The sequence below is a fragment of the Xanthomonas arboricola pv. guizotiae genome, assembly GCF_002940205.1.
Lineage (GTDB): Bacteria > Pseudomonadota > Gammaproteobacteria > Xanthomonadales > Xanthomonadaceae > Xanthomonas > Xanthomonas arboricola_C.
The window spans coordinates 38760-64996 of record NZ_MDSK01000026.1; the positions used below are offsets into that span (position 1 = coordinate 38760).

Annotated in this window: 16 protein-coding genes, 1 other RNA gene and 1 pseudogene; 2 read left to right on the top strand and 16 right to left on the bottom strand. The window is 67.0% G+C overall.

Features of this window, described 5'->3' with window-relative positions; all coding sequences use genetic code 11:
• Positions 1–3: 3 nt before the first annotated feature.
• The 5 genes from XarbCFBP7408_RS22815 to XarbCFBP7408_RS15480 form a co-directional block, all read right to left on the bottom strand.
• Positions 4–339 carry a DUF6172 family protein gene (locus tag XarbCFBP7408_RS22815; RefSeq protein WP_008575519.1) on the bottom strand — a complete coding sequence of 112 codons (336 nt, stop codon included), beginning with the start codon at positions 337–339 and terminating at the stop codon, positions 4–6.
• 389 nt (positions 340–728) lie between these two features.
• Positions 729–1535 carry an oxidoreductase gene (locus XarbCFBP7408_RS15465; protein ID WP_104563709.1) on the bottom strand — a complete coding sequence of 269 codons (807 nt, stop codon included), beginning with the start codon at positions 1533–1535 and terminating at the stop codon, positions 729–731.
• Positions 1536–1691: 156 nt separating this feature from the next.
• Positions 1692–4781 (bottom strand): efflux RND transporter permease subunit, encoded by a 3090-nt coding sequence (locus XarbCFBP7408_RS15470; RefSeq protein WP_104563710.1) that lies wholly within the window; start codon positions 4779–4781, stop codon positions 1692–1694.
• The gene (locus XarbCFBP7408_RS15475; RefSeq protein ID WP_104563711.1) at positions 4778–5926 is read right to left on the bottom strand and encodes an efflux RND transporter periplasmic adaptor subunit; all 1149 of its coding nucleotides are present in this window, start codon (positions 5924–5926) and stop codon (positions 4778–4780) included. Before XarbCFBP7408_RS15475 ends, XarbCFBP7408_RS15470 begins: the two co-directional genes overlap by 4 nt.
• A gap of 76 nt (positions 5927–6002) precedes the next feature.
• Positions 6003–6620, bottom strand: a complete 618-nt coding sequence (locus XarbCFBP7408_RS15480; protein ID WP_104563712.1) for a TetR/AcrR family transcriptional regulator — start codon at positions 6618–6620, stop codon at positions 6003–6005.
• 88 nt (positions 6621–6708) lie between these two features.
• Between XarbCFBP7408_RS15480 and XarbCFBP7408_RS15485 the strand changes: the two genes are divergently transcribed.
• Positions 6709–8172 carry an efflux transporter outer membrane subunit gene (locus XarbCFBP7408_RS15485; protein ID WP_104563713.1) on the top strand — a complete coding sequence of 488 codons (1464 nt, stop codon included), beginning with the start codon at positions 6709–6711 and terminating at the stop codon, positions 8170–8172.
• Between the two features lie 405 nt (positions 8173–8577).
• On the opposite strand, the gene XarbCFBP7408_RS15490 is transcribed toward XarbCFBP7408_RS15485, so the two are convergent.
• The 3 genes from XarbCFBP7408_RS15490 to XarbCFBP7408_RS15500 all read right to left on the bottom strand — a co-directional run bounded on the left by XarbCFBP7408_RS15490 (position 8578) and on the right by XarbCFBP7408_RS15500 (position 11555).
• On the bottom strand, positions 8578–9009 hold the full coding sequence (locus XarbCFBP7408_RS15490; protein WP_104563730.1) for a VirK family protein: 432 nt from the start codon (positions 9007–9009) through the stop codon (positions 8578–8580).
• A gap of 815 nt (positions 9010–9824) precedes the next feature.
• Positions 9825–11234 carry an FAD/NAD(P)-binding protein gene (locus XarbCFBP7408_RS15495; RefSeq protein WP_181106900.1) on the bottom strand — a complete coding sequence of 470 codons (1410 nt, stop codon included), beginning with the start codon at positions 11232–11234 and terminating at the stop codon, positions 9825–9827.
• Positions 11235–11477: 243 nt separating this feature from the next.
• A non-coding RNA gene (locus XarbCFBP7408_RS15500) (sX9 sRNA) lies at positions 11478–11555 on the bottom strand.
• Between the two features lie 212 nt (positions 11556–11767).
• Between XarbCFBP7408_RS15500 and XarbCFBP7408_RS15505 the strand changes: the two are divergent.
• A pseudogene (locus XarbCFBP7408_RS15505) lies at positions 11768–12538 on the top strand (SDR family NAD(P)-dependent oxidoreductase); the annotation flags it as partial.
• A gap of 335 nt (positions 12539–12873) precedes the next feature.
• Here the strand turns inward: XarbCFBP7408_RS15505 and XarbCFBP7408_RS15510 are convergent.
• The 8 genes from XarbCFBP7408_RS15510 to glgA form a co-directional block, all read right to left on the bottom strand.
• A complete protein-coding gene (locus XarbCFBP7408_RS15510) occupies positions 12874–13506 on the bottom strand; it encodes an NAD(P)H-binding protein (RefSeq protein ID WP_104563714.1) in 633 nt (210 codons plus the stop codon).
• 16 nt (positions 13507–13522) lie between these two features.
• Positions 13523–15685, bottom strand: coding sequence for a glycogen debranching protein GlgX (glgX, locus tag XarbCFBP7408_RS15515; protein WP_104563715.1), 2163 nt, complete (start codon positions 15683–15685; stop codon positions 13523–13525).
• 124 nt (positions 15686–15809) lie between these two features.
• The gene (locus XarbCFBP7408_RS15520; protein ID WP_104563716.1) at positions 15810–15983 is read right to left on the bottom strand and encodes a DUF2934 domain-containing protein; all 174 of its coding nucleotides are present in this window, start codon (positions 15981–15983) and stop codon (positions 15810–15812) included.
• Positions 15984–15996: 13 nt separating this feature from the next.
• On the bottom strand, positions 15997–18600 hold the full coding sequence (gene treY / locus XarbCFBP7408_RS15525; protein ID WP_104563717.1) for a malto-oligosyltrehalose synthase: 2604 nt from the start codon (positions 18598–18600) through the stop codon (positions 15997–15999).
• The gene (locus tag XarbCFBP7408_RS15530; protein WP_181106898.1) at positions 18597–20546 is read right to left on the bottom strand and encodes a 4-alpha-glucanotransferase; all 1950 of its coding nucleotides are present in this window, start codon (positions 20544–20546) and stop codon (positions 18597–18599) included. Before XarbCFBP7408_RS15530 ends, treY begins: the two co-directional genes overlap by 4 nt.
• Positions 20543–22300: a malto-oligosyltrehalose trehalohydrolase gene (gene treZ, locus XarbCFBP7408_RS15535; protein ID WP_104563718.1), complete on the bottom strand. Its 1758-nt coding sequence runs from the start codon at positions 22298–22300 to the stop codon at positions 20543–20545. Before treZ ends, XarbCFBP7408_RS15530 begins: the two co-directional genes overlap by 4 nt.
• Before the next feature lie 2 nt (positions 22301–22302).
• Positions 22303–24534, bottom strand: a complete 2232-nt coding sequence (locus XarbCFBP7408_RS15540; RefSeq protein WP_104563719.1) for a 1,4-alpha-glucan branching enzyme — start codon at positions 24532–24534, stop codon at positions 22303–22305.
• The gene (glgA, locus tag XarbCFBP7408_RS15545) at positions 24531–26114 is read right to left on the bottom strand and encodes a glycogen synthase GlgA (RefSeq protein ID WP_181106896.1); all 1584 of its coding nucleotides are present in this window, start codon (positions 26112–26114) and stop codon (positions 24531–24533) included. The genes XarbCFBP7408_RS15540 and glgA overlap by 4 nt, the downstream gene beginning before the upstream one ends.
• Between the last annotated feature and the right edge of the window lie 123 nt (positions 26115–26237).

Here is a 26237-nt window from a genome sequence, read left to right on the forward strand (position 1 = left end):
ACCTCAATCCTGCTCGAAATCCAGTTCGCCATCACCGAACGCATGATCGCTCTGCGCGCGTGGCGTGCGCTTGCCCGGCTTGCGCAGGATTTCGACGAAGAACTGCTCACCACCGTCGGCGACGAGTGCGTTGATCGAGCGGATCAGCTCGGCCGGCGGCAGTGCAACGGCACTGGCTTCATCCACACCGAAGCGCATCTCGAAGTCCCAGTAGTCCGCGCCGGCCGGCAGCTCCTTGCGCCGCTCGCGGCGGATGTACTTGCGGATATCGTGCTTGCTGGATTCCAGCAGACGATCGCGGTTCTTGCCTTCGAGGTTGAGCTGATAGGTCTTGCGCATGGCGACATCGGTTGGGAACTGGCTGCCTATTGTGAGGCCACACGGCCGCTCTGGGTGAATCGGCGGCCACCTCGAGCCCCGATCGTGCCAGCAGGCACTGCGCAGCCGCGCACATCGAACGCCTGGCCGCTACGCTGGTAGCCATCGCGTGTTCGGCAGCAGGATGCCGGCGAAGGCTGGCCGGTGTGCACTCATGCACCCGCCAGGCATGGCGGCAACGCTTCCAACCCGTCAAGCGCCCCGCCAGTCTCCGCAACAGAAGGCGCGGTGCCTGTCGGCAGCCCTACCCAGTCCGCCACCGGGCTGCACGCGCCATCGCGCAACCTGGCCGATTCGCTCACCTCGGACGCGCTACATTGCCGCCGTTGCGCGGCGCATTCGAGCTGCCGTCATTGCAGCCCGAATTGTTTCCGCAAGCTGCTGTCCACCGGGCCGGCCGGCAGGAAGCGACGTAACTTGCTCAACAAGGATGCCTGCCCGGATGGCGTACGCCGCATGCGCCAAGGGCCGAGTGCGGCCTCGACGATGGTCCCCACCACGCCCGCCGGATCCGGGCTGTTGTCGATCGCGGTGGTGACCGCGCGTATGGCCAGATCACGTTCGCGGTCGTAGTCGGCGATGGTCGTTCCCACACGCGGGGAGTTGGCTCCCAAGCTCGTCTTGGTGAAGGAAGGCTGCACCAGCGTGACGCGAATACCGAATTGGCGGACCTCATGGTCAAGCGATTCGGACAGCCCTTCCACCGCATGCTTAGACGCCGCGTACGCCCCCATGTAAGGCGCCGGAAGAAAACCCAGGACCGAACTGACATTGACGATGCGTCCGCAACGCTGGGCACGCATGTGCGGCAGCACGGCGCGCACCGTGCGCAGCATGCCGAGCACGTTGGTGTCCAGAAGCGCAGCCGCCTCGGCAACCGATGTTTCCTCCACTGCACCTACCGTGTTCGTTCCGGCATTGTTGACCAGCACGTCGATGCGGCCAGCCTGTTGGACGACATACCCGATCGCACGTTGCACCGATGCTTCGTCGCAGATATCCATCTCCACCAGCTTGACGTTGGGCAGCGCGACGGCCTGGCCCAGTTTGCGCACGGTGCCGTAGACGGTGCACCCGCGTGCGACAAATGCTGCCGCAGCAACCCGGCCGATGCCTGAGGAGACACCGGTAACAACGACAACGTTTGAGACTTTCATGGCGAATCCTAGGGATATGAATGAGCGCGATTCAAGGGGCCGGGCGAAACCGCAGCCACGTCGTGGGAATGCTCCACTCGCGCAAGCAAGTACGCCTGCGCGCGACGCGGTACGCCGCAGCGGCGATCGATGCCTGATCACCGCTGCGCGACCGCTTTACGCGGCGTGCTCCTGCGCTGGCCGCGCCTTGCCAACTGGCCGGATCTTGAACCAGATCGAATACATCGCCGGCAGGAACACCAGGGTCAGGATGGTGCCGGCCAGGGTGCCGCCGATCAGCGTGTAGGCCAGCGTACCCCAGAACACCGAATGCGTGAGCGGGATGAACGCCAGGATCGCCGCCAGTGCGGTCAGGATCACCGGGCGGGCACGCTGCACAGTGGCTTCCACCAACGCATGGAACGGGTCCAGCCCTTCGGCCTCGTTGTGATGGATCTGCCCGATCAGGATGAGGGTGTTGCGCATCAGGATGCCCGACAACGCAATCAGGCCTACCAGCGCATTGATACCGAACGGTTGCTGGAACAGGATCAGGGTCGGCACCACGCCGATCAGGCCGAGCGGGCTGGTGAGGAACACCATCACCATCGCCGAGATCGAACGCACCTGCAGGATGATGATGAGCAAGGTGGCCGCCAGCATGATCGGGAACAGCGGCAGCATTGCGGTGGTCGCCTTGCCGGATTCCTCGATGGAACCGGCCTCCTTGATCTGATAACCGCTGGGCAGTTTGTCGATGATCGGCTGCAGCTGCTTGGTGATCGCGGCCGACACGTCCGGCGGCTGCAGCTGGTCGTCGACATCGCCCCCCACCGTGATCGTCGGCATGCGGTCGCGGCGGCGCATGATCGGCTCTTCCATGCGCACATCCACCTTGCCCACCTGCGACAGCGGCACGCGTTGGCCATTGGCGCCGGCCAGGGTGAAGTCGGCGATGCGTGCCGGATCGAAGCGGGTCTCGCCCGCAGAACGCGCCACCACCTGCACGCTACGGATGTCCTCGCGCACCAACGTGATCGGCACGCCGCTGAGCAGGAACTGCAGCTGCTGGGCCACTGCGCTCGAGGTCAGTCCTACCGCCTGCAGGCGATCCTGGTCCAGGGTGAAATGCAGCGTTGGCGTGCGCACGCCCCAGTCGGTATTGACGGTGCGCAGCATCGGGCTGTCCTGCATGACCTGCTTGACCTGCGCGGCGATGCCACGCAACACCTGCGGGTCGGCACCGCTGACCCGGTAGGCCACCGGGAACTGCGAGTACGGGCCGAAGGTGAGTTGGGTGACGCGCACGCGCGCCTCGGAGGCCAGGCCTTCGGAGATCGCCTGGCGCAGACGCACCTTCAACGTGTCGCGCTGGTGCTGGTCATCGGTGCGCACCACGATCTTGGCGAAGGACGGATCCGGCAATTCCGGGCCCATTGCCAGGAAGAAGCGCGGCGCGCCCTGCCCGATATAGGCGGTGACGATCTTGGCTTCTTCCTGCTTGGCCAGCCAGGCTTCCACCTTGGCCGCGGCCGCGCTGGTCTGGTTGATCGAGGTGCCGTAGGGCATCTGCACCTCGACCAGCACTTCGGGGCGATCGGAGATCGGGAAGAACTGCTTCTTGACGATGCCCATGCCAAGGATCGCCAGCACGAACAGGCCCACCACCGAGCCGGCCACCAGCCACTTGCGTGCGATGACCTGTGCCAGCGCATCGCGGAAGCGGTTGTAGCGCGGCGTGTCGTACATCGCGGCGTGGCCGCCTTCGACCTTCTTCAGGTCCGGCAGCATCTTGACGCCCAGATAAGGCGTGAACACCACTGCCACGATCCACGAAACGATCAATGCAATGCCCACGATCCAGAACATGTTGCTGGTGTACTCGCCAGCGGTGGAGGCGGCAAAGCCGTTCGGCATGAAGCCCACCGCAGTCACCAGCGTGCCGGACAGCATCGGTGCGGCGGTATGGCTCCACGCATACGCCGAGGCTGCGACGCGGCCATAGCCTTCTTCCATCTTCACCACCATCATCTCGATCGCGATGATGGCGTCGTCCACCAATAAGCCCAGCGCCAGAATCAGCGAGCCCAGCGTGATGCGGTCGAAGTTCTTGCCTGTGGCCAGCATCACCACGAACACCGCTGCCAGCGTCAGCGGCACCGCGGCCGCCACCACGATGCCCACACGCCAGCCCATGCTGACGAAGCACACCAGCATCACCACCAGCAGCGCGACGAAGAACTTGGTCATGAACTCGCCGACCGACGCATCGATGTTGACGGCCTGGTCGGTGACCTTGCTCAGGCTCATGCCCAGCGGCAGCTCGGCATTGATCGCGCCCACTTCGGCGTCGAGCGATTTACCCAGGTCCAGACCGTTCCAGCCATCGCGCATGATGATGCCCAGCAACAAGGCCGGCTCGCCGCCACTGCGGATCATGAAAGTGGACGGATCCTCGTAGCCACGCTTGACCGTGGCGATATCCGACAGTTTCAGGGTGCGGCCCTGCACCACCACCGGGGTGTCGCGGATCTTCTGCAGGTTGTCGAGCGCGCCATCCAGGCGAATGAACACCTGCGGCCCGCGCGTCTCCACCGAACCTGCCGCATTCAAGGCGTTCTGCGCATTGAGCGCGGCAAACACCTCCTGCGGACTGACGCCCAGCGTGGCCAGGCGCTCGTGCGAGAACTCGACAAAGATGCGCTCGGGCTGTTCGCCGATGATGTTGACCTTCTTGACGCCCGGCACATGCAACATGCGCTGCCGCAGCGTTTCTGCATCGCGTGCGAGCAAGCGTTGTGGTTCACCCTTGGCTTTCAGTGCGAACAGCGCGAAGGTGACGTCGGCATATTCGTCGTTGACCATCGGCCCGATCACGCCGGCCGGCAGGTTGCCGACTTCGTCGCCCACTTTCTTGCGTGCCTGATAGAACTCCTCCTGCACCTGGCTGGGCGGCGTGCTGTCCAGCAAGGTCAAGGTGGTGAATGCAAGACCGGGACGCGTGTAGGTTTCGCTGCGGTCGTACCAGCGCAATTCCTGCAGGCGCTTTTCGAGTTTCTCGGCTACCTGGTCCTGCATTTCCTGCGGCGTGGCACCCGGCCAGGCAGTGATGATCGTCATCACCTTGACGGTGAAGGCCGGGTCTTCGGCGCGACCAAGTTTGAGAAACGCAACCAGGCCGGCCAGCGAAATCAGCACGATCAGAAACAGCGTCACCGCGCGCTCGCGCACGGCAAGCGCAGAGAGATTGAAGCGGCCCTCGCTCACGGCTGCGCTCCTGCCGCCTTGGCGGTGTTGCCGGCGGTGGTCGCGCTGGTGCCGGCCGCGCTTTCGCCGGCAATCCGCACCTGCTCGCCCTCGCGCAACAGATGCGCACCCAACGCCACGATGCGTTCGCCGCGTGCCAGCTTGCCGGCTACGTTGGCATGGTCATCGTCCAGACCCAGCACCGTCACCGGCCGCCAGCTCACCTTGGCCGGCTTGCCGGCAATCACCCACACGCCCGGGCCCTTGCCGGCATCGAACAGTGCGGCCAACGGCACCTGCAGACCGGCCTGGCTGCTGGTGGCGGTGCCGCCGTCTACCCGCAGGCTGACGGTGGTACCCAGCGGTGCCTGCGCAAGCGCGCCATCGAGCACGTAGCGCGCCTCGAAGGTGCGGGTCAACCGGTCGGCACTCTCGGACAGCTGGCGCAAGGTGGCCGGCACGGTGACCGCGGCATTGCCGAACAAGGTGGCCTGGGCCACCGATCCAACCTGCGGGCGCAGCGTTTCCGGCAACTGGATGATCGCCTCACGGCGCCCGGCATGCGCCAGCCGCACCACCGGTTGCCCGGCCGCAACCACCTGGCCCGGCTCGGCGAGCGTTTCCATCACCACGCCATCGGCATCGGCCAACAGGTCGGAGTAGCGGTTGGCATTGCGGGCCACATCGGCCTGGGCCTGGGCGGCGCTCAGCTGCGCCTTGGCCGCATCGGCCGCGGCCTTGATCTGGTCGTAGGTAGACGCCGAAATGGCGCCGGTGCCGCGCAGATCGCGGTAGCGCGCCTCGTCGTCGGCGGTCTGCTCGGCGCGAGCACGCGCTGCTGCCACAGTCTCCTGCTGCGCACGCGCCGCCAGCTCAAGGTCGATCGGATCGAGGCGCAGCAGCGGCTGGCCGCGCTTGACGCTCTGGCCAGCATCAACCAGACGCTCGGAGACCTTGCCGGCCACCCGGAAGCCCAGGTCGCTCTGCACCCGCGCCGCCACGGTGCCCGTAAAGCTGCGTCCGGCGGTGCTGGCATCGCCGACCGTGGCAACCCGCACCAATGCGGTAGCGGTACGTGGGTCGGGCTGCGCCTTGCCGCCGCAGGCACTCAGTGCCAGCGGCAGAACACACAGGACGGTAGAAGTAACAAGACGACGCCGACGCATGGGAATCCCGAAACGATCTGATGAAGGCTCGCATCCTGAGACCTGTGACCAAATCAGTCAATAGTCACAACCAAATTTATGGCGACAGACTTCGCAACACCAGACCCGAGAGCAGCGCAGGCACCTCCTCGATCTGCTCGAGGCTGTACTGGAGCATCGCTGGATTCATATACGGGCGCAGCACCGCGTAGACAGCCTGGGAGGCTTCGTCCAGGGGCGTCTTGCGCTCAAAATCGCCGTCAAGGCGACCCTGCTGCAGCACATCGTGCACCAGCTTCTGTATGCGGATCTCGTAGGCAACGACCGATTGCCAGCGCTCGGTGGCCGCCGATGCCGCAATCTCGTAAAGCTTGCGGTCCTGGAAGCATAGCCGCAGGCTCGCCTCGATTATCACCTTGAAAAGTCGACGGATTTTCTCTGGCGCCTGGTCGGTTTCGTTCATCGCGGCGCAGACCTCGGTCTCGATCTGGCGCATGCAGTTGGCGCAGATCGACTCGCCGATAGCCTGCTTGGACTCGAAGAATTTGTAGATGTATGACTTGGAAAACCCGATCGCCTTGGCTAGGTCCGAGACGGACGTCTTTTCATAGCCATAGCGGCTGAAATGGTCGGTAGCGGCCACCACGATCTGGTCACGCACGTCGTGATCGACCGGCCCCCGGCCGGAAACTGGGTAACTCGATGCTTTGTTCATCTCGACAGCTTAGCGCCGTTGCCCCCGACTTACAAAAGTGACCATTTCGTATTATAGTCACTCACCATCTCGCCACTCTGGTCCCGCCATGTCGTCACTTCGTACCCTTGCAGCGCTCATTGCCGCCAGCCTTGCCGCAGGCTGCGCGGTCGGCCCCGATTACGCCCGGCCCGACGCGCCGCTGCCGGATCGCTATATCGGCCAAGCGGACGTCGCGCAGCGCCAGGCCGCAACGCCGGCTGATCTGTCGACCTGGTGGGACGGCTTCAACGACCCCGACCTGAGCCGCTACGTCGGCATCGCGCTGGCGCAGAACCTGGACCTGGCCCAGGCCACCGCGCGCGTCACCCAGGCCCGCGCCGGCCTGACCGCCGCCACTGCTGCGCTGCTGCCTTCAGGCAACATCAGCGGCAACGCGACCCGCGCCTACCAGTCTCTGGAAACACCGTTGGGCCAGGTGCTCAACAGCACGCCCAACTTCGACCGCTATGCCAGCACCTACGAAGCCAACCTGAGCGCGAGCTGGGAGCTGGATCTGTTCGGCGGCCTGCGCCGCGGGCGCCAGGCCGCCCTGGCCGACTACCAGGCCAGCGAAGCCGGGGCCGCCGCCACCCGCCTGGCGGTAGCGGCGCAGACCGCCGATATCTACATCAGCATCCGCGGGCTGCAGGGAAGGCTGGACGTGGCACAGCGCCAGGTCGCCACCCAGCAGGGCCTGGTCTCGATGGTGACGCTGCTGCACGACAAGGGCCTGGCCGCCGAGCTGCAACTCAACCAGGCCAGGGGCGCGCTCGCGCAGGCCCAGGCCAGCGTACCGGGCCTGGAAGCCGCCCTGGTCGCGGCATCGAATGCTCTGGACGTGATGCTGGGCGTACCGCCAGGCACCCACCGCGCCGAACTGGCCGCGACCAAGCCGATTCCGCTGGCCCCGCAGATCGCCGACAGCGGTACGCCTGGCGACCTGCTGCGGCGGCGCCCCGACCTGATCGTGGCCGAGCGTCGCCTGGCGGCGTCCAACGCACGCATCGGCGTAGCGATGGCCGAGTACTACCCCAAGTTCTCACTCAGCGGCCTGCTCGGCAGCGCCACGGCCATCTCCGGCGCGAACCTGTTTAGCGGCGATGCCGCGCAATCATCCGGTGTGCTCGGACTGCGCTGGCGGCTGTTCGACTTCGGCCGCATCAATGCGCAGATCGCGCAGGCCAAAGGCCAACAAGCCGAGCAACTGGCGGCCTACCGCCTGGCCGTCCTGCGCGCCACCGAAGACGTCGAAAATGCATTCACCGCGCTGGTCAAACGCGAGCAGCAGGTTGCGGTCCTGACGCAGGGCGTGGACGCGCTGGGCAAGGCGCGTGGCGCCTCCGCGCTGGCTTACGAAAAAGGCACGGTGAGCCTGATCGAAGTGCTCAACGCCGACGACACCCTGCTGCGCGCCTCCGACGCGCAGGTGCAGGCACGCACCGATGCTGCGCGCAGCGCGGTGGCGACATTCAGGGCCTTGGGTGGTGGTTGGCAGGCGGGTGAGGCTGAGGCGCTTGCCGTGCAGCAATAGTGGTCATCGCGGCGGCGGGACAGCCGCTGATGCCATGAGGGACAACGCCGCCAATTGGCGGCGTTGTCATGTGTGATGACCAAGGGCGGCTGCTGGTTCGCCCCGTATCCTCACCCGAGCCCCTCTCCCGCAGGAGAGGAGCTTTAGACTCCCAGCGCTTCGGTTCCCGCGCAATGCCCTGTGCATGGAAGATGGCTCTCTTCCGCCCTTGGGACATCGCCCTTAGGACCAAAGGGAGCGTGCGCCGTCGTCACGGATGCTGGTACGTGCGATGCCCCGACTGCTTGCGCACGCTCGCGATTCGATTGAGCGTCTTCCATGCCATGCACGCCATGACATCGCAGGCCGGCACGCGCAACTTTGGGACGAACAACACCTGGCCAGCAGTCGTTTTCTCTTGGCCGCTTAATCGGCATGGAAACGAATGCCCTCATTGATCGCGCATTGATATGCCAGCACCGGCCCGCGCTGCTGCAAGCCCGGTAGGTCGTACATGTAGGTGGTGAAACGCACGCTGCCATCCGGGCGCAGCTGATAGCGCATGAACTGCTGGATCGGCTTGCCGTCGTTGGCCACGGTGAAGTGCGAACCGGAGAACGCGGCGGTGCCGTCCTCGGTGATGCGGTAGGCGTCGATATGGCGGCCACCACGGGTCTGCGTGGCCGGCGTGCCTTCTTCGGGTGTGCAGCGGCCAAGGTCGGTGGTCAGGCTGACGTCGTAACCGGATTCCAGGGCTGCGAGCACTTCCGCACGGGTATTGAGCGATTCGCTGGCCCAGGCGGGCAGCGCGCAGGCGCACAGCGTGGCGAGAAAGACAGCGGGAGCAAGATGGGGCATGGCGAACTCCAGGACCAAGGAAGGAAGCGACCTGGACTGTAATCAGCCCAGGGCGATCAACATGACCTAGTCCTGTCTGCACCGGCGCACTGCGCTACGCATCACGCGGCATGATTGCGCTGTTTGGCGAAGTCCGCGCGAGATTGCGACATCTGCGTTATGCCTGCGCGCGCAGAGGCTGCTCGGAGAGTGATCGGGCGTCTTCCGCGTCAGAAAAAAAGACACTGGAAAGACGGCAGACGGCAGACGGCAGACGATATGAGCATCACGTATGTGTCTGATGCACGCGTAAAGGACTGCGATGGGTGCCGGTAACGCCCCAGTCGCGGCCAGGTCCGCTCCTACGACTGGCGCATCGGCCGCAACCAACTTTTTCAACGAGGCATCACCCAATGCCACGAGGCTGCGCGCGCACCCTCATCCGACGCTGGCGCGCCACCTTCTCCCGGTGGGAGAAGGGCTCGAAGCTCGAGGCGTGCACTGCTTGCACGTCACCAGCGCGCATGCATTGGAGCGCTCACGTCACCTGCGCAGGCAGCAGGGGTAGCACAGGTAGCGGCACCAGCTTAAAGCCCCTCTCCCCCCGGGAGAGGGGTTGGGGTGAGGGTATGGAGCGAAGCTACTCGCACCGCCAAACCCAAGAGGATGCACGCGCCCCCTCATCCGGCGCTGGCGCGCCACCTTCTCCCGGTGGGAGAAGGGCTCAGAGCTCGAGGCGATAAGGCACTCCCTCGATGAGAGAAGACTCAAACCCGCACTCGCCTAGGCGTCGACTCCATACAGCCATCTAAAGGCCGAGAAGAAAGCCCATTCCGCTACAGACGCGCATTGACCTCGCGCGGCACCTGCTCCGGCTCCGGCTGTAACGCCGGCAGCGCACCCAGCAACAGACGTTCTGCCAGGGCGCGCGTGGCCACACGCAACTCCGGCACGGCGGTGATTTCCCAGTAGCGCCCGCGCAACAGCGGGCCTACGCAATACAGGCCTGGCACGATCTGCCCGGCGCCATCGCGCACGCGCAGTTGCGCATCGGTATCCACGCCCAGGCCCAGCGGATCGGCACGCAGCAGCCCCGCCTCGCGCATGCCGGCGATCAGCGGGTCGCTGGTGCGGTCGATATCGGTATCCAACCCGGTGGCGCGGATCACTGCATCGTAATGACCGGTCTGCGCGTCGGCCGATCCACGTGGGCGGATCACCGCCTCCACGCCATCGGGCACCCAACGCGCACGCAGCAGGCGCGCTGCGACGATCTGCAGTTGCCCCGATTCCTGCAAGTGCGCCAGTTGTTCCGCCGCGCCCGGCGCAACCCGATGCCGCGCCACTTCCCAATACGGGCGCAGATGGCGCAGGAAACGCGCACGCTGCGGCAACTCCAGCCGCTGCCATAGCGGTTGCAGATGCGGGCGCAAGGCATCCACCACGCGCCGCCAGTCGTCCACCACTGCACTGAGCTGACGCACGCCGCGAAGCAGGCCGCGCAGGTCGGCATCCTTGAGTGCGCGCTGCAGATGCGGCGGCAATTCCAGCGACGCGCCCGGCTGGCGCAGATGCGCCTGCGGCGCCAGGCCGCGTCGCGAGATCGCCAGCAGGCGGCCGCGATGCCCGCGCGTGTGCAGGGTCAATGCCACATCCACCATGGTCAGACCGGTGCCGACGATCAGCACGTCGTCGTCCGGCGACAACCGCGCCAGGGCATCGCCCTGCCACGGCCAGCCGATGTAGCGCGGATGCACGCTCAGGCGCGGGCCGATGCCAGCCAGCGCCTGCGGTTGCAGTGCCCCCACCGCCAGCACCACCCGATCGCTGTGGAAGGCGTCGCCATTGGCCAGGAATACGCGAAAGCCCTTGCGCGCACGCTCCACCGCCACCGCTTCCTGCGACAGCCGCACGATCGACGCCTGCGCGCCACTGACCGCGGTATCCAGCTCGCTGCGCAGATAGTCGCCATAGGCAAGGCGTGGCAGGAATTCCAGTCGCCCGTTGTCGCCCAGGTGCAGGGTATCGGCGAAGGCGCCTGGCGCCTGCGCGTCGATGCCCAGGTCCTTGGCGCGGACGTTGAGCAGGTGCTCCGGACGCGCGGCGCCGTAGGCGATGCCGCTGCCGAAGGTCTCGGTCACGCCGACCAGGGTGATGCGCACCTGCGCATCGGCCGTCTGCGCCAGCGCACGGACCAGCGCGATGCCGCAGAAGCCGGCACCGATGACGGTGATATGGGTTTCCATGTGCAACTCCCACTGAATGACCCGCACGTTGTGCCCGCAGCGCGGCGCCAACGTGTAAACAAATGGTTAGCGGCGAGCAGCCGAAAACGCATGAGCTGATCATGCTTGGTGATGAGGCTTGCGTCGCAAGCGGCGTGCGGGCCGCATTGCACGAAGATGACAGCGCACGCGACCGCAACCAGGTGCCGGTGCATGGCTCCCAACCTGGCTCGCAGCGCAGTGCTGCGCAACGCGATTTAGGGTGGCTGACAAAAACGTAGCGAGCAATCGTTCGGGGCGTGTGGACGGCGCGCTCAAAACCTGAGTGTACGAGTGGCACATGGCAATTCCGAGCACCGGCCGCGCGCCTGGGGATGGGCGCAGTAGATCGCCAGCCCGCTACGCGCGGTTGCCGGCGCGTCGTTGGCAGAAGCGGTGGAAGTCGTGGGACGGACAGCAGACATTGCGATGATGCGTTCGACACTGCAACGGTACCGAGCACCGCGTCATGACCGGGCTGCTCGATAATGTCGTTTTCCGATCGAGTGTCCGCCATGCCCATTTCCACAGCACCCACGCAAATCTCGCCGCGCAATCAACGCGTGCTGATCGCTGGCGGTAGCCGTGGCATCGGGCTGGCCATTGCCGACGCGTTCGTCCGCAACGGTGCGCAGGTCTCGCTATGCGCACGCAATGCCGATGGCCTCGCAAAGGCCGCACAGACCCTGGCGCCGCACGGCACGCCGGTCCATACCTTTGCCTGCGACCTGTCGGATGCTGCGCAGATCGCTGCCTATGTGCAGGCCGCAGCGCAGGCACTGGACGGACTGGATGTGGTGATCAACAACGCCTCCGGCTACGGACATGGCAACGACGATGCCAGCTGGCAGGCCGGTCTGGATGTGGACCTGATGGCCGCAGTGCGTTGCAACCGCGCCGCGCTGCCGTACCTGCGCAATAGCGACGCGGCAGTGATCCTCAATATCAGCTCGATCAATGCGCAACGCCCCACACCGCGTGCGATCGCCTATTCCACCGCCAAGGCGGCACTGAATTACTACACCACCACGCTGGCTGCCGAACTGGCGCGCGAGCGCATCCGCGTCAACGCGATCGCACCGGGCTCGATCGAATTCCCCGACGGGCTATGGGAGCGGCGGCGCGATGAAGAACCGGAACTGTATGCACGCATCCGCGACAGCATCCCGTTCGGCGGATTCGGGCAGGTGCAGCACATCGCCGATGCGGCGTTGTTTCTCGCATCGCCGCAAGCACGCTGGATCACCGGGCAGGTGCTGGCGGTGGATGGCGGGCAGTCGTTGGGGCGTGAGCGGGATATCGTGCTGGCGAAGATACCGATCCGCTGCACGCCGATCCGTAGGAGCGTGCCCGCGCGCGACCAAGCTTTATCGGTAACGCCTCCTCGCGCGCAGGCATGCTCCTACGAACAGCGGGCGACTGGTTATCCGCAACACCGCCGCGAGGACAGGCAGGTGCTGGTGGATGGCGGACGGTCGTTGGGGCGTGAGCGGGATATCGTGCTGGCGAAGATGCCGATCCGCTGCACGTGAACCTGTAGGAGCGTGCCTGCGCGCGACCAAGCTTTATCGGTAACGCCTCCTCGCGCGCAGGCACGCTCCTACGGACAGCGGGCGAAATGCTAACCCACCAACTCCGCAGCCTCGACGCTGTGCTCCCCACGCGCCGGTACCAGCGCGGCGCTCACCATGGCGGCGGCGATGCGTTCGGCCGGGTTGATGCGGAAGCGGCGTGGCAGCAGTGGGCCGAGCGCGCCCAGCACGAGGCTGCCGATATGTTCGCCGGTGCGCCGCTGCTCGCGTTCGCCGCCGATCAGGCCTGGGCGCACGAAGGTGAGCGAGGGGAAGCCGATCTCGCGCAGGTCGCGTTCCAGTTCGCCCTTGACGCGGTTGTAGAAAATGCGTGACTGCGCATTGGCACCGGCCGCCGAATTCAGCACGAACACCGAGGTGCCTTGAGCGCAGGCAGCGCGTGCCAGCGCCATCGGGTAGTCGTGATCGATGCGGTAGAACGCCTCGCGCGAGCCGGCCTGTTTCATCGTGCTGCCCAGGGCGCAGATGGCCGCCTCCATGCGCGGCGCGGTCCAGTGCTCCAGGCGCTCGAAATCGATCACCTGGTTGCGCAGCTTGGGATGGATCTGCGACAACGGCCGGCGCGTGATCGCCACCACGCCAGTGCAGCGCGCATCGGCCAGCAGTTGTTGCAGGACATGTTTGCCGACCAGACCGGTGGCTCCTGCCAGCAGCACATCCATCAGACCACCCCTGCCATCAGCGTGCGCCCTCGGAGACGATGCGCGCGCTGCTGACGATGCGGTCGCGCTCCACCGCCAGCAAGGTCAGCGAGTGCGCCGGCGCCTTCCATTCGCTGCCGCCGGCCACCACGCGGCCGCCATGGCGCGCGGTGTCGACCAGCACGCGCCAATGTTCGTCGTGCATCGCCGGCAGCGTGAACGACACGCTGGTGGAGGCGGCATTGATCAGCATCAGCAAGGTCACGTTGGCGGCGATCTCGCGCAAGCCGGTGGTCGGCGAGCGGCCATCCAGCCGCAGCATCAGCGCGCGGGCTTCCGGGTCGTGCCAGCCGGCTTCGTCCATCTCGTGGCCGTCCGGTGCCAGCCAGGTGAGATCCTTCAAACCCAGCGCCTCGTCGAACTTGCCGTCGAAGAAGCGGGCGCGATGCAGCAGCGGATAGCGCTGGCGGATACGGATCAACCGCCGCACGAATGCAGCCTGATCGGCGGCCGCGGCCTTGGTGGCGGCGGTCCAGTCGATCCAGGTCAGTTCGTTGTCCTGGCAATACGCGTTGTTATTGCCATTCTGGCTGTGGCCGAACTCGTCACCGGCCAGCAGCATCGGCGTGCCCTGCGACAGCAGCAACGTGGCCAGCAGGTTGCGCATCTGCTGACGGCGCAGCTGCTTGATGGCCGGGTCGTTGGTGTCGCCTTCGACGCCGTAATTGGCCGAGATGTTGTGGTCGCTGCCGTCCCGGCCCTCTTCGCCGTTGGCGAAGTTGTGCTTGCCTTCGTAGCTGACCAGATCGCGCAGGGTGAAGCCGTCGTGCGCGGTGACGAAGTTGACCGACGCGGTGGGGCGACGGCCGCTATGGTTGAACAGGTCCGCCGAGCCGGTCAGACGCGTGGCCAGTTCGGCCAGCTGACCACCATCGCCACGCCAGAACGCGCGCACGTTGTCGCGGAACTTGTCGTTCCACTCCACCCAACCCGGCGGAAAGTTGCCGACCTGGTAACCGCCCGGGCCGATATCCCACGGCTCGGCGATCAGCTTGGTCTGGCTCAGCACCGGATCCTGGCGCACCGCATCGAGAAAGCTGCCCGACGGATCGAAACCATAGCGCTCGCGGCCGAGGATGCTGGCCAGGTCGAAGCGGAAGCCGTCCACGTGCATTTCCTGCACCCAGTAGCGCAGCGAGTCCATCACCATGCGCAACGCGCCGACGTTGGTCAGGTCGAAGGTATTACCGGTGCCGGTATCGTTGATATAGAAACGGCGATCGTCGGCCAGGCGGTAATAGCTGGCGTTGTCGATGCCCTTGAACGAGAGCGTGGGCCCGAGCTCGTTGCCTTCGGCAGTGTGGTTGTAGACCACGTCCAGCAGCACTTCCAGGCCGGCGTGATGCAGGCGCGCCACCATCTGCTTGAACTCGGCTACGGTGCGCGTGGACATGTAACGCGCTTGCGGCGCAAAAAAGCCCAGCGTGTTGTAGCCCCAGTAATTGCGCAGGCCTTTTTCCAGCAGGTATTGGTCGTCGACGAACGCATGCACCGGCAGCAATTCCACTGCGGTGACGCCGAGCGAGCTGATGTGGTCGATCAGCTCGTCGGTCTTCAGGGCCGAGAAGGTGCCGCGGTCTTCCGGCGGCACGGTCGGGTGCAGCATGCTCAGCCCGCGCACGTGCGCTTCGTAGATCACCGTGCGGTTCCACGGGGTCTGCGGCGGGCGGTCCTGGCCCCAGGTGAAGGCCGGGTCGATCACCGCGGACTTGGGCATGAACGCGGCGCTGTCGCGGCGGTCGAAGCTCAGATCCTTGTCACGGTGGCCGATGGTGTAGCCGAACAGATGCGGCGCCCATTTGAGCTCGCCGACGATCTGCTTGGCGTACGGGTCCAGCAGCAGCTTGTTGTGGTTGAAGCGGTGCCCGGCCTCGGGCGCATAGGGTCCGTGCACGCGGTAACCGTACAGCTGGCCGGGGCGTGCGTCGGGCAGATAGCCGTGCCAGACCTCGTCGGTGTATTCGGGCAGCGCCAGGCGCTCCTGCTCGCGGCCACGCTCGTCGAACAGGCACAGTTCCACCCGGGTGGCGTTGCGCGAGTACAGCGCGAAGTTGACCCCCAGGCCATCCCAGGTGGCGCCGAGCGGGTTGGGACGGCCTTCGCGAATGCGCGAGCGCTGGGTGAACTTGCGGGTGGCCATCGGTAACTCCTGAGAACGGTGAACTCAAAACGCTGAGCGAATGCGGGTGCCTGCGTGCCTGGGCACGCTCACTCCGACACGGCGCAGTTGGCAGAGTGAACGATGCAAGGTGACAAAGACAGCGTTACTGGCGTGCAGTCGCCGGCGCGCCGGCCTGTTCGGCGGCGCGCTCTTCGGCATCCACCAGCCGCTCGGCCATGGCCCAGTGGCGATCTGCGTGGCCGTCCGGGCGGCCTTCGGCCTCCCAGATCTCCTGTGCCAACTGGCGAAGCCGCGCTTGCCGTTGCGTGTCGTTCATTGCGTACGTTCTCTTAGGGGGTCAACAACACTGCCACTGGCGCACGTGCAAACAGCGTGGATATCGCCACGCGGCCGCCTTGCGGCTGCAGCGTGCTGCCATCGAGCACATTACGATACGTGGCGTGCGGCAATGCCAACGACGCCTGACCCCAGGCAGCTGGCGGTACCAGCAGCGGCAGGTCGCCATCGCCCTGGTTGCCGGCACCCAGCCGCGTGACCGCTACCACCAGCGACTGGCCGCGGTACTGGCGGCGGAACGCCAGCACCTGCGCATCGCCGCTGACCGCCACGGTCAAGGGCTGATAATCGCCCTTGGCAAACAGCGACGGATGGTCGGCACGCAGCTGCAACAGCAGTGCGGTGAGACGTGCCTTGACCGCGCCATCGCGCCAGCTGCGCAGCAGCGTGTTCCAGTCGCGCGCCTGCTGCAGCCATTGCTGGCGCTGCGCGTAGTCGACCGGGCGACGGTTGTCCGGGTCCACCAGCGACAGATCCCAGCCTTCGGTGCCCTGGTACAGGTCGGGCACGCCCGGCACGGTCAGGCGCAACGTGGTCTGCGCCAGCGCGTTGCGCGCACCGGCCGCGGCGATGTGGTTGCTGGCGCGCAGCAGCGCCCGCCGCAGCGGCAACCCGGCGCGGCTGCACAGCACCTGCTCCACGGTGGCCTGCACAGCCTGTTCGTAGGCCGGCGAGCCATCGGTCCAGCTGGTGTGCAGCTTGGCTTCGCGCACCGCCTTGAGCAGCCACTGCGCAATGCGCTCGGCGTACTCGGCCAGCGGCTCGGTCTGGTCGGCGCCCAGTCCGATCGGCCAGGCGGCCACCAGGGTCTGCCAGAGCATCTGCTGGTCGCCACCGGCCAAGGCCGGCGATTCCAGCGTCTCGGTCAAGGCATCGAACTGGCTGCTCTGCTCGATCCACCAGCGCGGTTGCTCGGACAGCACCGCCAGCCGCATGCGCAGGTCTTCGCCGCGCTTGTGGTCGTGCGTGGCGGTGGCCAGCAACGCGCGCGGGAAGTGCCTGGCGCGTTCGAGATTCTGCGCGTGGAACTCGGCCGCGTCGTTGGCGAAGTGGGTCGGATGGCTGCCGACCTCGTTGCGCGACAGCAGCACGCCATGCCGGTAGAACGCGGTGTCTTCCACAGACTTGGCATTGAGCGGAGCGGACAACTGCTCCACGCGACGACGCAGGATGCGCCGCAAGGCGACCTGCGCGCGATCGGCGCCGGCATCGTCGAGCAGCCAGCGCTCGATCGCGTCGACGGCCGCGACGATCGACTCTGGCATGCCCGCGCGCGCGCGCGCGGCGGTGGCGCGCAGGCGCTCGGCTTCGCTGCCGGTCACGCCCTTGGCACCGGCGTAGGTGCGGTACACCGGGAACCAGCGCAGCAACACGCACAGGCCGCGCGCCAGCATCTGCGGGCTGAACTCGCGCGTGGGCGGATCCAGTCGCGCCAGTGCCGACAACGCACCGACGGCGCGATTGAATTCGGTCTGCAGCGGGCCGCGCAGGATCTCGTCGCGTGCGCTGCGCTCTTCCTGTGCGAAATCGCCACTGCGCCCGCTTACCTTTTGCCAGGCACGCGCCAATGGCTTGAAGCCGGCCGGGTCATGCAGCAGGCCGCCGACCTGGTCCATGAAGTCGTAGCCGGTGGTGCCATCGCAGGGCCAGTCGGCCGGCAAGGCTTCGCCGGGCGCCAGGATCTTTTCCAGATACAAGCCCAGCGTGCCGGGCTTGAGGCCACGCGTGCGGCCGGCCGCATCCAGCCGGCTGCGCAGCTTGCGCACATAGCCGGTGGGGTCGGTGAGCCCGTCCACATGGTCGATGCGCAAGCCATCCAGATGGCCTTCGGCCACCAGCCGCAGCGGCAGCGCATGCACCGCGTCGAACACCGCCGGCAGCTCCACGCGCAACGCCACCAACGAGGTGATATCGAAGAAACGACGGTAGTTGAGCATGTCGTTGCCCACGCGCCACCAGTTCAGCCGGTACGGCTGGCGTTCGATCAGCTTGTGCAGACGGCCATCGCCGCGCTTGGCGCCGTCGTTGTAGTCGCGCAGCCATTGCGCGCGTGCCGCTTTCTCCGGCACCTCCAGCGTCTGCGGACGGATCGGGTAACGCTGGTCGTAATGCGCCAGTGCCGCGCTGCCGTCGTCTTCCACCACCAGGGTGATCAGGCCTTCGGCCAGTGCGGTGGCATACGGGCGGTCCAGCACCGCCAGCCACAACTTGCCGTCGCGCCCGGGCGCGCGCCAGTCGATGTCGAACCAGTCGGCATGCCTTGCGCTGCGGCCGTTGCGCAGCACATCCCACCACCATGCGTTGTCCGCATGCGTGGCCATGTGGTTGGGCACGATGTCGGCGATCAGGCCCATGCCGTGCGCGCGCGCGGCCTGCGACAGGGCGATCAGCGCGTCTTCGCCGCCGAGTTCGGGATTGACCACGGTCGGGTCGATATTGTCGTAGCCGTGGGTGGAGCCCGGCACCGCAGTGCCGATCGGCGACAGGTACAGATGGCTGATGCCGAGGCCGGCGTAATACGGCACCTGCGCGAGCGCATCGTGCAGGGTGAAGCCGACATGCAGCTGCAGGCGGGCGGTGGCGCGAAGCTCGATCATGGATGCGGTTCCGAAACAGCCGCGACGCGACGCGCCTCGGCAAAGCCCTGCAGCGCCGTACTCAGGCGCGCATGCGGCAAGGGATCGGGCAGGCGTCGACGCCAGTTGGGATGGACCTCGACGGTGCCCGGCAGATTGGGTTGTTCTTGCAGCGCCAGCGCGTCTTCCACCGGCAGCAAGGCCAGGGGCGCCACGCTGGTGGCGGTGAAGCGCAGCGCGCCCAGCAGCGGGTCGTCCGCCGCGCTGAGGCCGGCGTGTTCGACCGCCGCATCCAGGCGTGCCAGATCCTTGCGGCGCGCGGTGGCGTCATCGCTGGCCTGCGCGGGCTGGATCAGTTCCAGCTTGCGTCGCCAGTCGATATCGCGGCCTTCGCGCCAGCCGGTCAGGGTGGGCAGATCGTGGGTGGTGGTGGTGGCCACCGCATCCGGCCGCCACAGCGCCGGCGAGACGAAGGCGCCATTGTCGTCGCGGGTGAACATCAGCACATCGATGCCCATCACCCCGCGCCGCGACAGTTCCTCGCGGATGCCCGGCGGCACCACGCCGAGGTCTTCGCCGATCACGATCGCCCGGTGCCGCCACGATTCCAGCGCGAGCAGGTTGAGCAGATCGTGCAGCGGATAGGCAAGATACGCGCCTTCGTTGGAGCTGGCGCCTTCCGGCACCACCCACAGCCGCAACAGCCCCAGGATATGGTCGATGCGGATGCCGCCGCGGTCGCGCAGCACTGCGCGCAGCAGTGCGATATACGGCGCATAGCCGCTACGCCGCAATGCGGTGGGCGAATACGCACCGATGCCCCAGTGCTGGCCGTCGGCGTTGAAGGCGTCCGGCGGCGCGCCCAGCACCAGGCCGCGCAGCACGGTGTCGGCGGCGGCCGCGGCTTCGGCGCCATTGGGATCGAAGCCGACCGCCAGATCGGCGATCAAACCGATCTTCATGCCGCGCTCGTGCGCCTCGCGTTGCGCATCGGACCAACTGCGCGCCGCCAGCCATTGCGTGAACACGTGCAGCTGCGGATCGCCATCGCCGAAATCCTGCGCGGCAAACCGTGCAAAGCCCTTCAGCGCAGCGCCGCCCTCGTTGCGGAAGGCAGCCAGATCGGGGTGATCGGCGGGCACGCGGGTGTAGAGGTGACGCAGCAGCTGCCACTTGGCCTGCGCCGATGCCGGCCAGTCGATCAGGGCGCTGTGGTGCAGCGTATCGAAGCGCTCGCGCAGGCCGGGCACCTCGTTGATCGCCTCCAGTGCGAGCTCGCCCAATACGCGCACCGGTGCGGCATGCAGGGGATCGAGAAAACGCCGGTCGCTGGGCGAATACGGGCTGTAGCCGCCGGCGACCGGGCGCGCGGCATGCACCGGGCTCAGGGCCAGGGCATCGGCACCGGCCAGTGCGGCATGCCGCACCCATTCCACCGTGCCGGATGCGTCGCCAATGCCGGCGTCGTCGATGCTGCGTGCCGAATACACCTGCAGCGCCATGCCCCAGGCACGCGGTGCCGGCAGGCCGCAGGCATCGGCCACGCTGAAGCAGCGTTGCGGGGCGACCGCAACCTGCTGGGTCAGGCTGCCGATCTGCAGCGTCCAGTAGCCGAAACGCTGCGGCGCACGCACCTGCCCCTGCGCATCGGCATGCGCCGGCTCGCTGGCGCCGCTGTCGTCCAGCCAACGGCCGCTGGCATTGGCGGCAACCGACACCGGCAGCAACCCGGCCACCTGCACGGTCAGCAGCGGCGCCGGCTCGGTGGCTTGCGCCTTGCAGCGACGCAGGCTGTCTTCGCGCTGCGCAACGGTGCCGGCAGGCAGTTCCAGCGCGGTGAGCACCGCATGCAGCGATTGGTCGGACACCTGCCGTGGCTGGTCGCTGGCATCCACCCAGTCCACCATCACCCCGGCCGCGCCGGCCAGCGCATGCAGATCGCTCCTGCTCAGATCACGGGTACTCATGCGCGCGCCTCGTGCCAGGCGATGAAGCCATCGACCGGCAACTGCTGCGCGTCGGCAGCAGCGTTTTCGACATGCGCCACGCGGCCGCGCAGCGGCGGCATCGGCACCGGCTGGTTGCCCACGTTGAAGGCGATATGCCACAGCCCGTCGGGCAGTTCCCAGCTGGCGGTCACTGCGCCGTCGGCCAGCACGCTGGCGCCCACCGCGCGCGCCTGGGCGAGCCCCGGTACCAGCCACTGGCGGCGCACGCCCAGCAGTGCGGTGAACCAGGCGGTCCACCGCACGCCTTCGCCCTGCGCGGCGTCTTCGATCGGCGAGCGCGAGGCGGCGAAGGTGTCGTGGCTGTTCGGATCGGGAATGGTGGCGCGCTGCGCTTCGTCGGCGAATGCGGCGAAATGCGCGAATTCGCGACGGCGCCCTTCGCGCACTGCATCGTCCAGCGGAGGGCCGAAGTCGGTGAAGAACAGGAACGGCTGCGTGGCGCCCCACGGCTCGCCCATGAAGAACAGCGGAATCATCGGCGTCAGCGTGGTCAGTGCCAGCGCAGCACGCAAGCGTTGCGGCGACACCAGTACGGTCAGCCGTTCGCCGCGCGCACGGTTGCCGATCTGGTCGTGATTCTGCGCAAACACCACGAACTTGTGCGGCGGCAAGGCGCCACTGGGTTCGCCACGCACATGCCCGCGCGGATCCGGCTCACCCTGATAGGCGAACCCTTCGCCAAGCACGCGCGCCAGATGCTCGGTCGGCTTGTCGGCGAACGCGGCGTAGTAGCCCTCTTCTTCGCCGGTGAGCAGCACGTGCAGGGCGTTATGGAAGTCGTCGTCCCATTGCGCGGTGTAGCCACGTTGCAATTGCGAGGCCTGATTGGCCTCGTTTTCCAGCACCAGATGCATATGCCGCCCGGCCGGCAGACTGGCCTCGATGGTCTCGCGCAAGGTGTCCAGAAACGCATTCGGCGAAATCGCGTGCACCGCATCCAGGCGCAGGCCGTCGAAGCCGTATTCGTGCAGCCACATCAGCGCGTTATCGAGAAAGTAACGCTGCACCTGCGGCTTGCGGAAATCGATCGCCGCGCCCCACGGCGTGGGCTTGTCCTCGTTGAAGAACGCGGCGGCATAGCTGTGCAGATAATTGCCGTCCGGGCCGAAGTGGTTGTAGACCACGTCCAGCAATACCATCAGGCCGTGTCCGTGCGCGGCGTCGATCAGGGCCTTCAACTGGTCCGGCGTGCCATAGGCTTCCACCGGTGCATACGGCAGCACGCCGTCGTAGCCCCAGTTGTGCGCGCCCGGGAACGCGCTCAGCGGCATCAGCTCGATCGCGGTGATGCCCATCGCCGCCAGCTGCGGCAATTGCGCCTGCACGCCGGCGTAGCCGCCGCAGGTGCCGACGTGCAGTTCGTAGATCACCGCCTCGTCCCACGGCCGTCCCTGCCAGTGGGTGTTCTGCCAGGCGTAGCCATCGCTGCGCTGCACGGCGCTGGGGCCGTGCACGCCCTCGGGCTGCCAGCGCGAGGCCGGATCCGGCACCGGTTCGCCGCCATCGACGCTGTAGCGATAGCGCGCATCCGCCGCGCAGGCGATCACCGCGCTGAAGAAGCCATCCTGCGCGGCCTGCAACGCGACGCGCGCGCCGTCGTCGAAGACCACTTCCACGCTCCTGGCGTCCGGTGCCCAGAGCGCGAAGCGCACCTGTCCCTCACCCGCTGGCCATGCACCCCATGCCGGCGTGGTGTCGTTGCGCTCGTTCATTCTTATTTCTCCGCTTGCAGATAGATCGTGGCCAGCGGCGGTAGGGTCAGGCGCAGGCGTTGTGCGTGCCCGTGCATGCCCATCGGCTCGGTCGCCAGGCGACCGCTGTTGCCGAGGTTGCTGCCACCGTAATGGGCACTGTCGGTATTGAGGATTTCGCGCCAGCCGCCGGCACGCGGCACGCCAACGCAATAGTCGTGGTGCGGTCGCGGGGTGAGGTTGCTCACCGCCAGCAAGGGTGCGCCGCCCTCCGGATCGTGGCGGATGAAGGCCAGTACGCTGTTGCGCGCGTCGTCGGCCACGCTCCAGTCGAAACCGTCGGCACGGTGCGTGCCGCGGTACAGCGCCGGCACCCGCCGCAATGCGGCGTTGAGATCGCCGACCAGTTGCTGCACGCCGCGATGCGCGGCGCCGTCGAGCAGATGCCAGTCCAGCGACTGGTCGTGGTTCCAGTCGTTCCACTGGCCGAATTCGGCGCCCATGAACAGCAGCTTGTCGCCCGGATGCGCCCACATCAGCGCCAGGTACGCGCGCAGGTTGGCAAAGCGCCGCCAGTCGTCACCGGGCATCTGCCCGAGCAGGCCGCCACTGCCGTGCACCACTTCGTCGTGCGAGAGCGGCAGCACGAAACGCTCGGAGAACGCGTACACCAGGCCGAAGGTGAGCTGGCTATGGTGCTGCGCGCGCTCGGCCGGGTCGCGCTGCATGTAGCTCAGCGTGTCGTGCATCCAGCCCATGTTCCATTTGTGGGTGAAGCCCAGGCCGCCCTCGCTGATCGGCATGGTCACGCCCGGCCAGGCGGTGGATTCCTCGGCGATGCTCAGCACGCCGGGAAAGCGCGTGACGATCTCGCTGTTGAGCTGGCGCAGGAAGGCGACCGCTTCCAGATTCTCGCGGCCGCCATGCGCGTTGGGCACCCACTCGCCTTCGGCACGACCGTAGTCGCGATACAGCATCGAGGCCACTGCATCCACGCGCAGGCCGTCGAGGTGGTAGTGGTCGATCCACTCCAGCGCGCTGCCCAGCAGGTAGGCGGTCACTTCGGGCCGGCCATAGTTGTAGATCAGCGTATTCCAGTCGCGATGCATGCCTTCGCGCGGGTCGGCATGCTCGTACAGCGCCGCGCCGTCGAACTGCGCCAGGCCGTGCGCATCATCGGGAAAATGCGCGCTGACCCAGTCCAGGATCACGCCGATGCCGGCGCGATGACAGGCGTCGACGAACTGGGCAAAGCCATCCGGGCTGCCGTGGCGCGCGGTCGGCGCATACAGCCCCAGCGGCTGGTAGCCCCAGGAGCCGCCGAACGGATGCTCGGTGATCGGCAGCAACTCGATATGGGTAAAACCGAGCTGCTGCACGTAGGGGATCAATTGTGCGGCCAGCCCTGGCCAGTCCAGCGGCTGGTTGTGCCCATCGCGCCGCCAGGACGCCGCATGCACTTCATAGATCGACAGCGGCGCCGGCGCGGCACCGGCATCGCGCGCAGCCATCCAGGCGGCATCGGTCCAGGCAAACGCTGCCGCGCCCGGCACCACCGAGGCGGTGGCCGGCGGCAATTCGCTCTGGCGCGCCACCGGGTCGGCCTTGAGCAACACGCGGCCGTCGGCAGCGGTGATGGCGTACTTGTAGCGCGTACCGGCTTCCACGCGCGGCAGGAACAGCTCCCAGAAGCCGCCGATGCGCGGGCGCATCGGGTGCCGGCGCACGTCCCAGCCATTGAAATCGCCCACCACCGCCACGCGCTGCGCATGCGGCGCCCACACCGCAAAGCGCACCCCGGGCACGTCGTCGCAGTGCAGGTGCTGGGCACCCAGGGCACGGCGCAGCGCCTGGCCGTCGCCGGCAGCGATCTGCAGCAGGGTGGATTCGTCCAGCGTGGCGGCAAAGGCGTAGGGGTCTTCGATCTCCTGCACCACGTCCGGCCACACGATGCGCAGCCGATACGGGCCTTCGGCCGCCAGCGTGCCTTCGAACACGCCATCGACCGGGCCGGCCTGCATGCGCGCCAGCAGCTTGCCGCGTGGATCGATCAGGCCCATCGCCTCGGCGCCGGGGGCCAGCACGCGCACCAACCGGCGACCGTCCGCCTGGGAATGCGGGCCCAATACCGCGAAGGCATCGGCAGGCAGGCCGTCGGCCAGCGCCTGCACGTCCTGCAGCAGATCCGACATCCCGTCCATGGTCACCGTTGTCGCTTCCGTTTCCTGCCCCTGCCCGCCCTGCCGTTCGCTCATGACACCGTCGCAAGCGCGGGAGCGGTTGCGGCGGTGCGTTCGTACAGCGAGAGATATTTCTTGCCTGCCACATCCCAGCCACTGGGACGCAGCATCGCCGCGCGGCGCATCGCCGACAGCAGGCTGGGCAGGCGGAAGGTGCGGAACGCGCGCTCCAGGCAGCGGCGCAAGGCCTCGACGCTGGCATGCTGGAACAAAAAGCCGGTGACCCCGTCATCCACGGTGTCGATCAGACCGCCGGTGGCATGCGCGATCGGCAGGCAGCCAAAACGCTGCGCATACATCTGGCTCAAGCCGCACGGCTCGAAGCGCGAAGGCATCAGCAGGAAGTCGGCGCCGGCGAACATGCGCCGCGCCAGGCCTTCCTCGAAACCGATGAAGGCACCGACCTGGCCCGGATAGCGCCGGGTCAGCTCGGCGACCTGTTGCTCGATCTCCGGCTCGCCGCCGCCGATCACCGCGATCTGGCCGCCGGCCGCCACGATCTGCGGAGCGACCTCGCAGATCAGGTCCAGGCCTTTCTGGTGCACCAGCCGCGACACCACCGCAAACAGCGGGCCTGTGCTCTCGCGCAGCCCGAAGGCCTTGCGCACCTGCGCGGCGTTGGCCTGGCGGCCCTGCCACTGATTCACGCTGAAGTGCGTGTCCAGATATTCGTCGGTGCGCGGATCCCAGCTGGCGTCGATGCCGTTGACGATGCCGGTCAGCGCACCCTTGGCGGCGCGGCCGGCCAGCAGGCCGTCCAGGCCACAGCCCTGCGCCGGGCCGGTGATCTGCTGGGCGTAGCTGACGCTGACCGTGTTGACGTGGTCGGCATGCACGATGCCGCCGCGCAGGAACGACATCTGCCCGTAGAACTCCAGTTCGGCCACCCGCTCGGCCGGAATGCCCAGTGCAGCGGCCATCGAATACGGCACCAGGCCCTGGTAGGCCAGGTTATGGATGGTCAACAGGCACGGCGTGGTGCCGCCGGACCAGCGCACATAGGCGGCCGCCAGCGCGCACGGCCAGTCGTTGAGGTGCAGCAGGCGCGGCTTCCAGCCCAGCCCGGCATGGCCGGCGGCGATCTGCGCGGCGGCATGCGACAAGGTGGCAAAGCGGATCGCGTTGTCTTCGAACTCCGAACCGCTGCTGCTCCCGTAGGGCGAGCCGTCGCGTTCGAACAATTCCTTGGACAGTAGGATGTAGATCGGCAGGCCGTCCGATTGCACGATGCGGCCGATGTCGCAGGCCGGCAGTGCGGCATGCGCCAGCACCCGGCCGACGATCTCCACCTTGCCCGCCCGCGCCAGCACCGCGCGATAGCCGGGGATCAGCACACGGACATCGTAGCGATGGCGCAGCGCGCGTGGCAGCGCCGCGGCCACATCGCCCAGACCGCCCGCCTTGATGAAGTCCGCCATCTCCGACACCACGAACAAGGCACCGCGGGTATCGGCCGGCGACACCGGCAGACGCTCGTGATGACGAATGAAGCGGCCACGTGCATCACGCGGTCGCCCGCTCTTCTTCAGAGTAGGGAGCATCGTGCTGCGCTCGAAGCGTGCGGTAGTGGCGTGAAGCGGCATCATGGCAACCATCTAAACGTCCGTCGTAAGGTGGGTGGAGACGGAAAACAGCGAAGCGACAACCATCATCTGCCGATTCAGCCAGACGACCTGCTACGAACGAGGAGCGGGGCCAACGCGCGTACTCCACGTCGT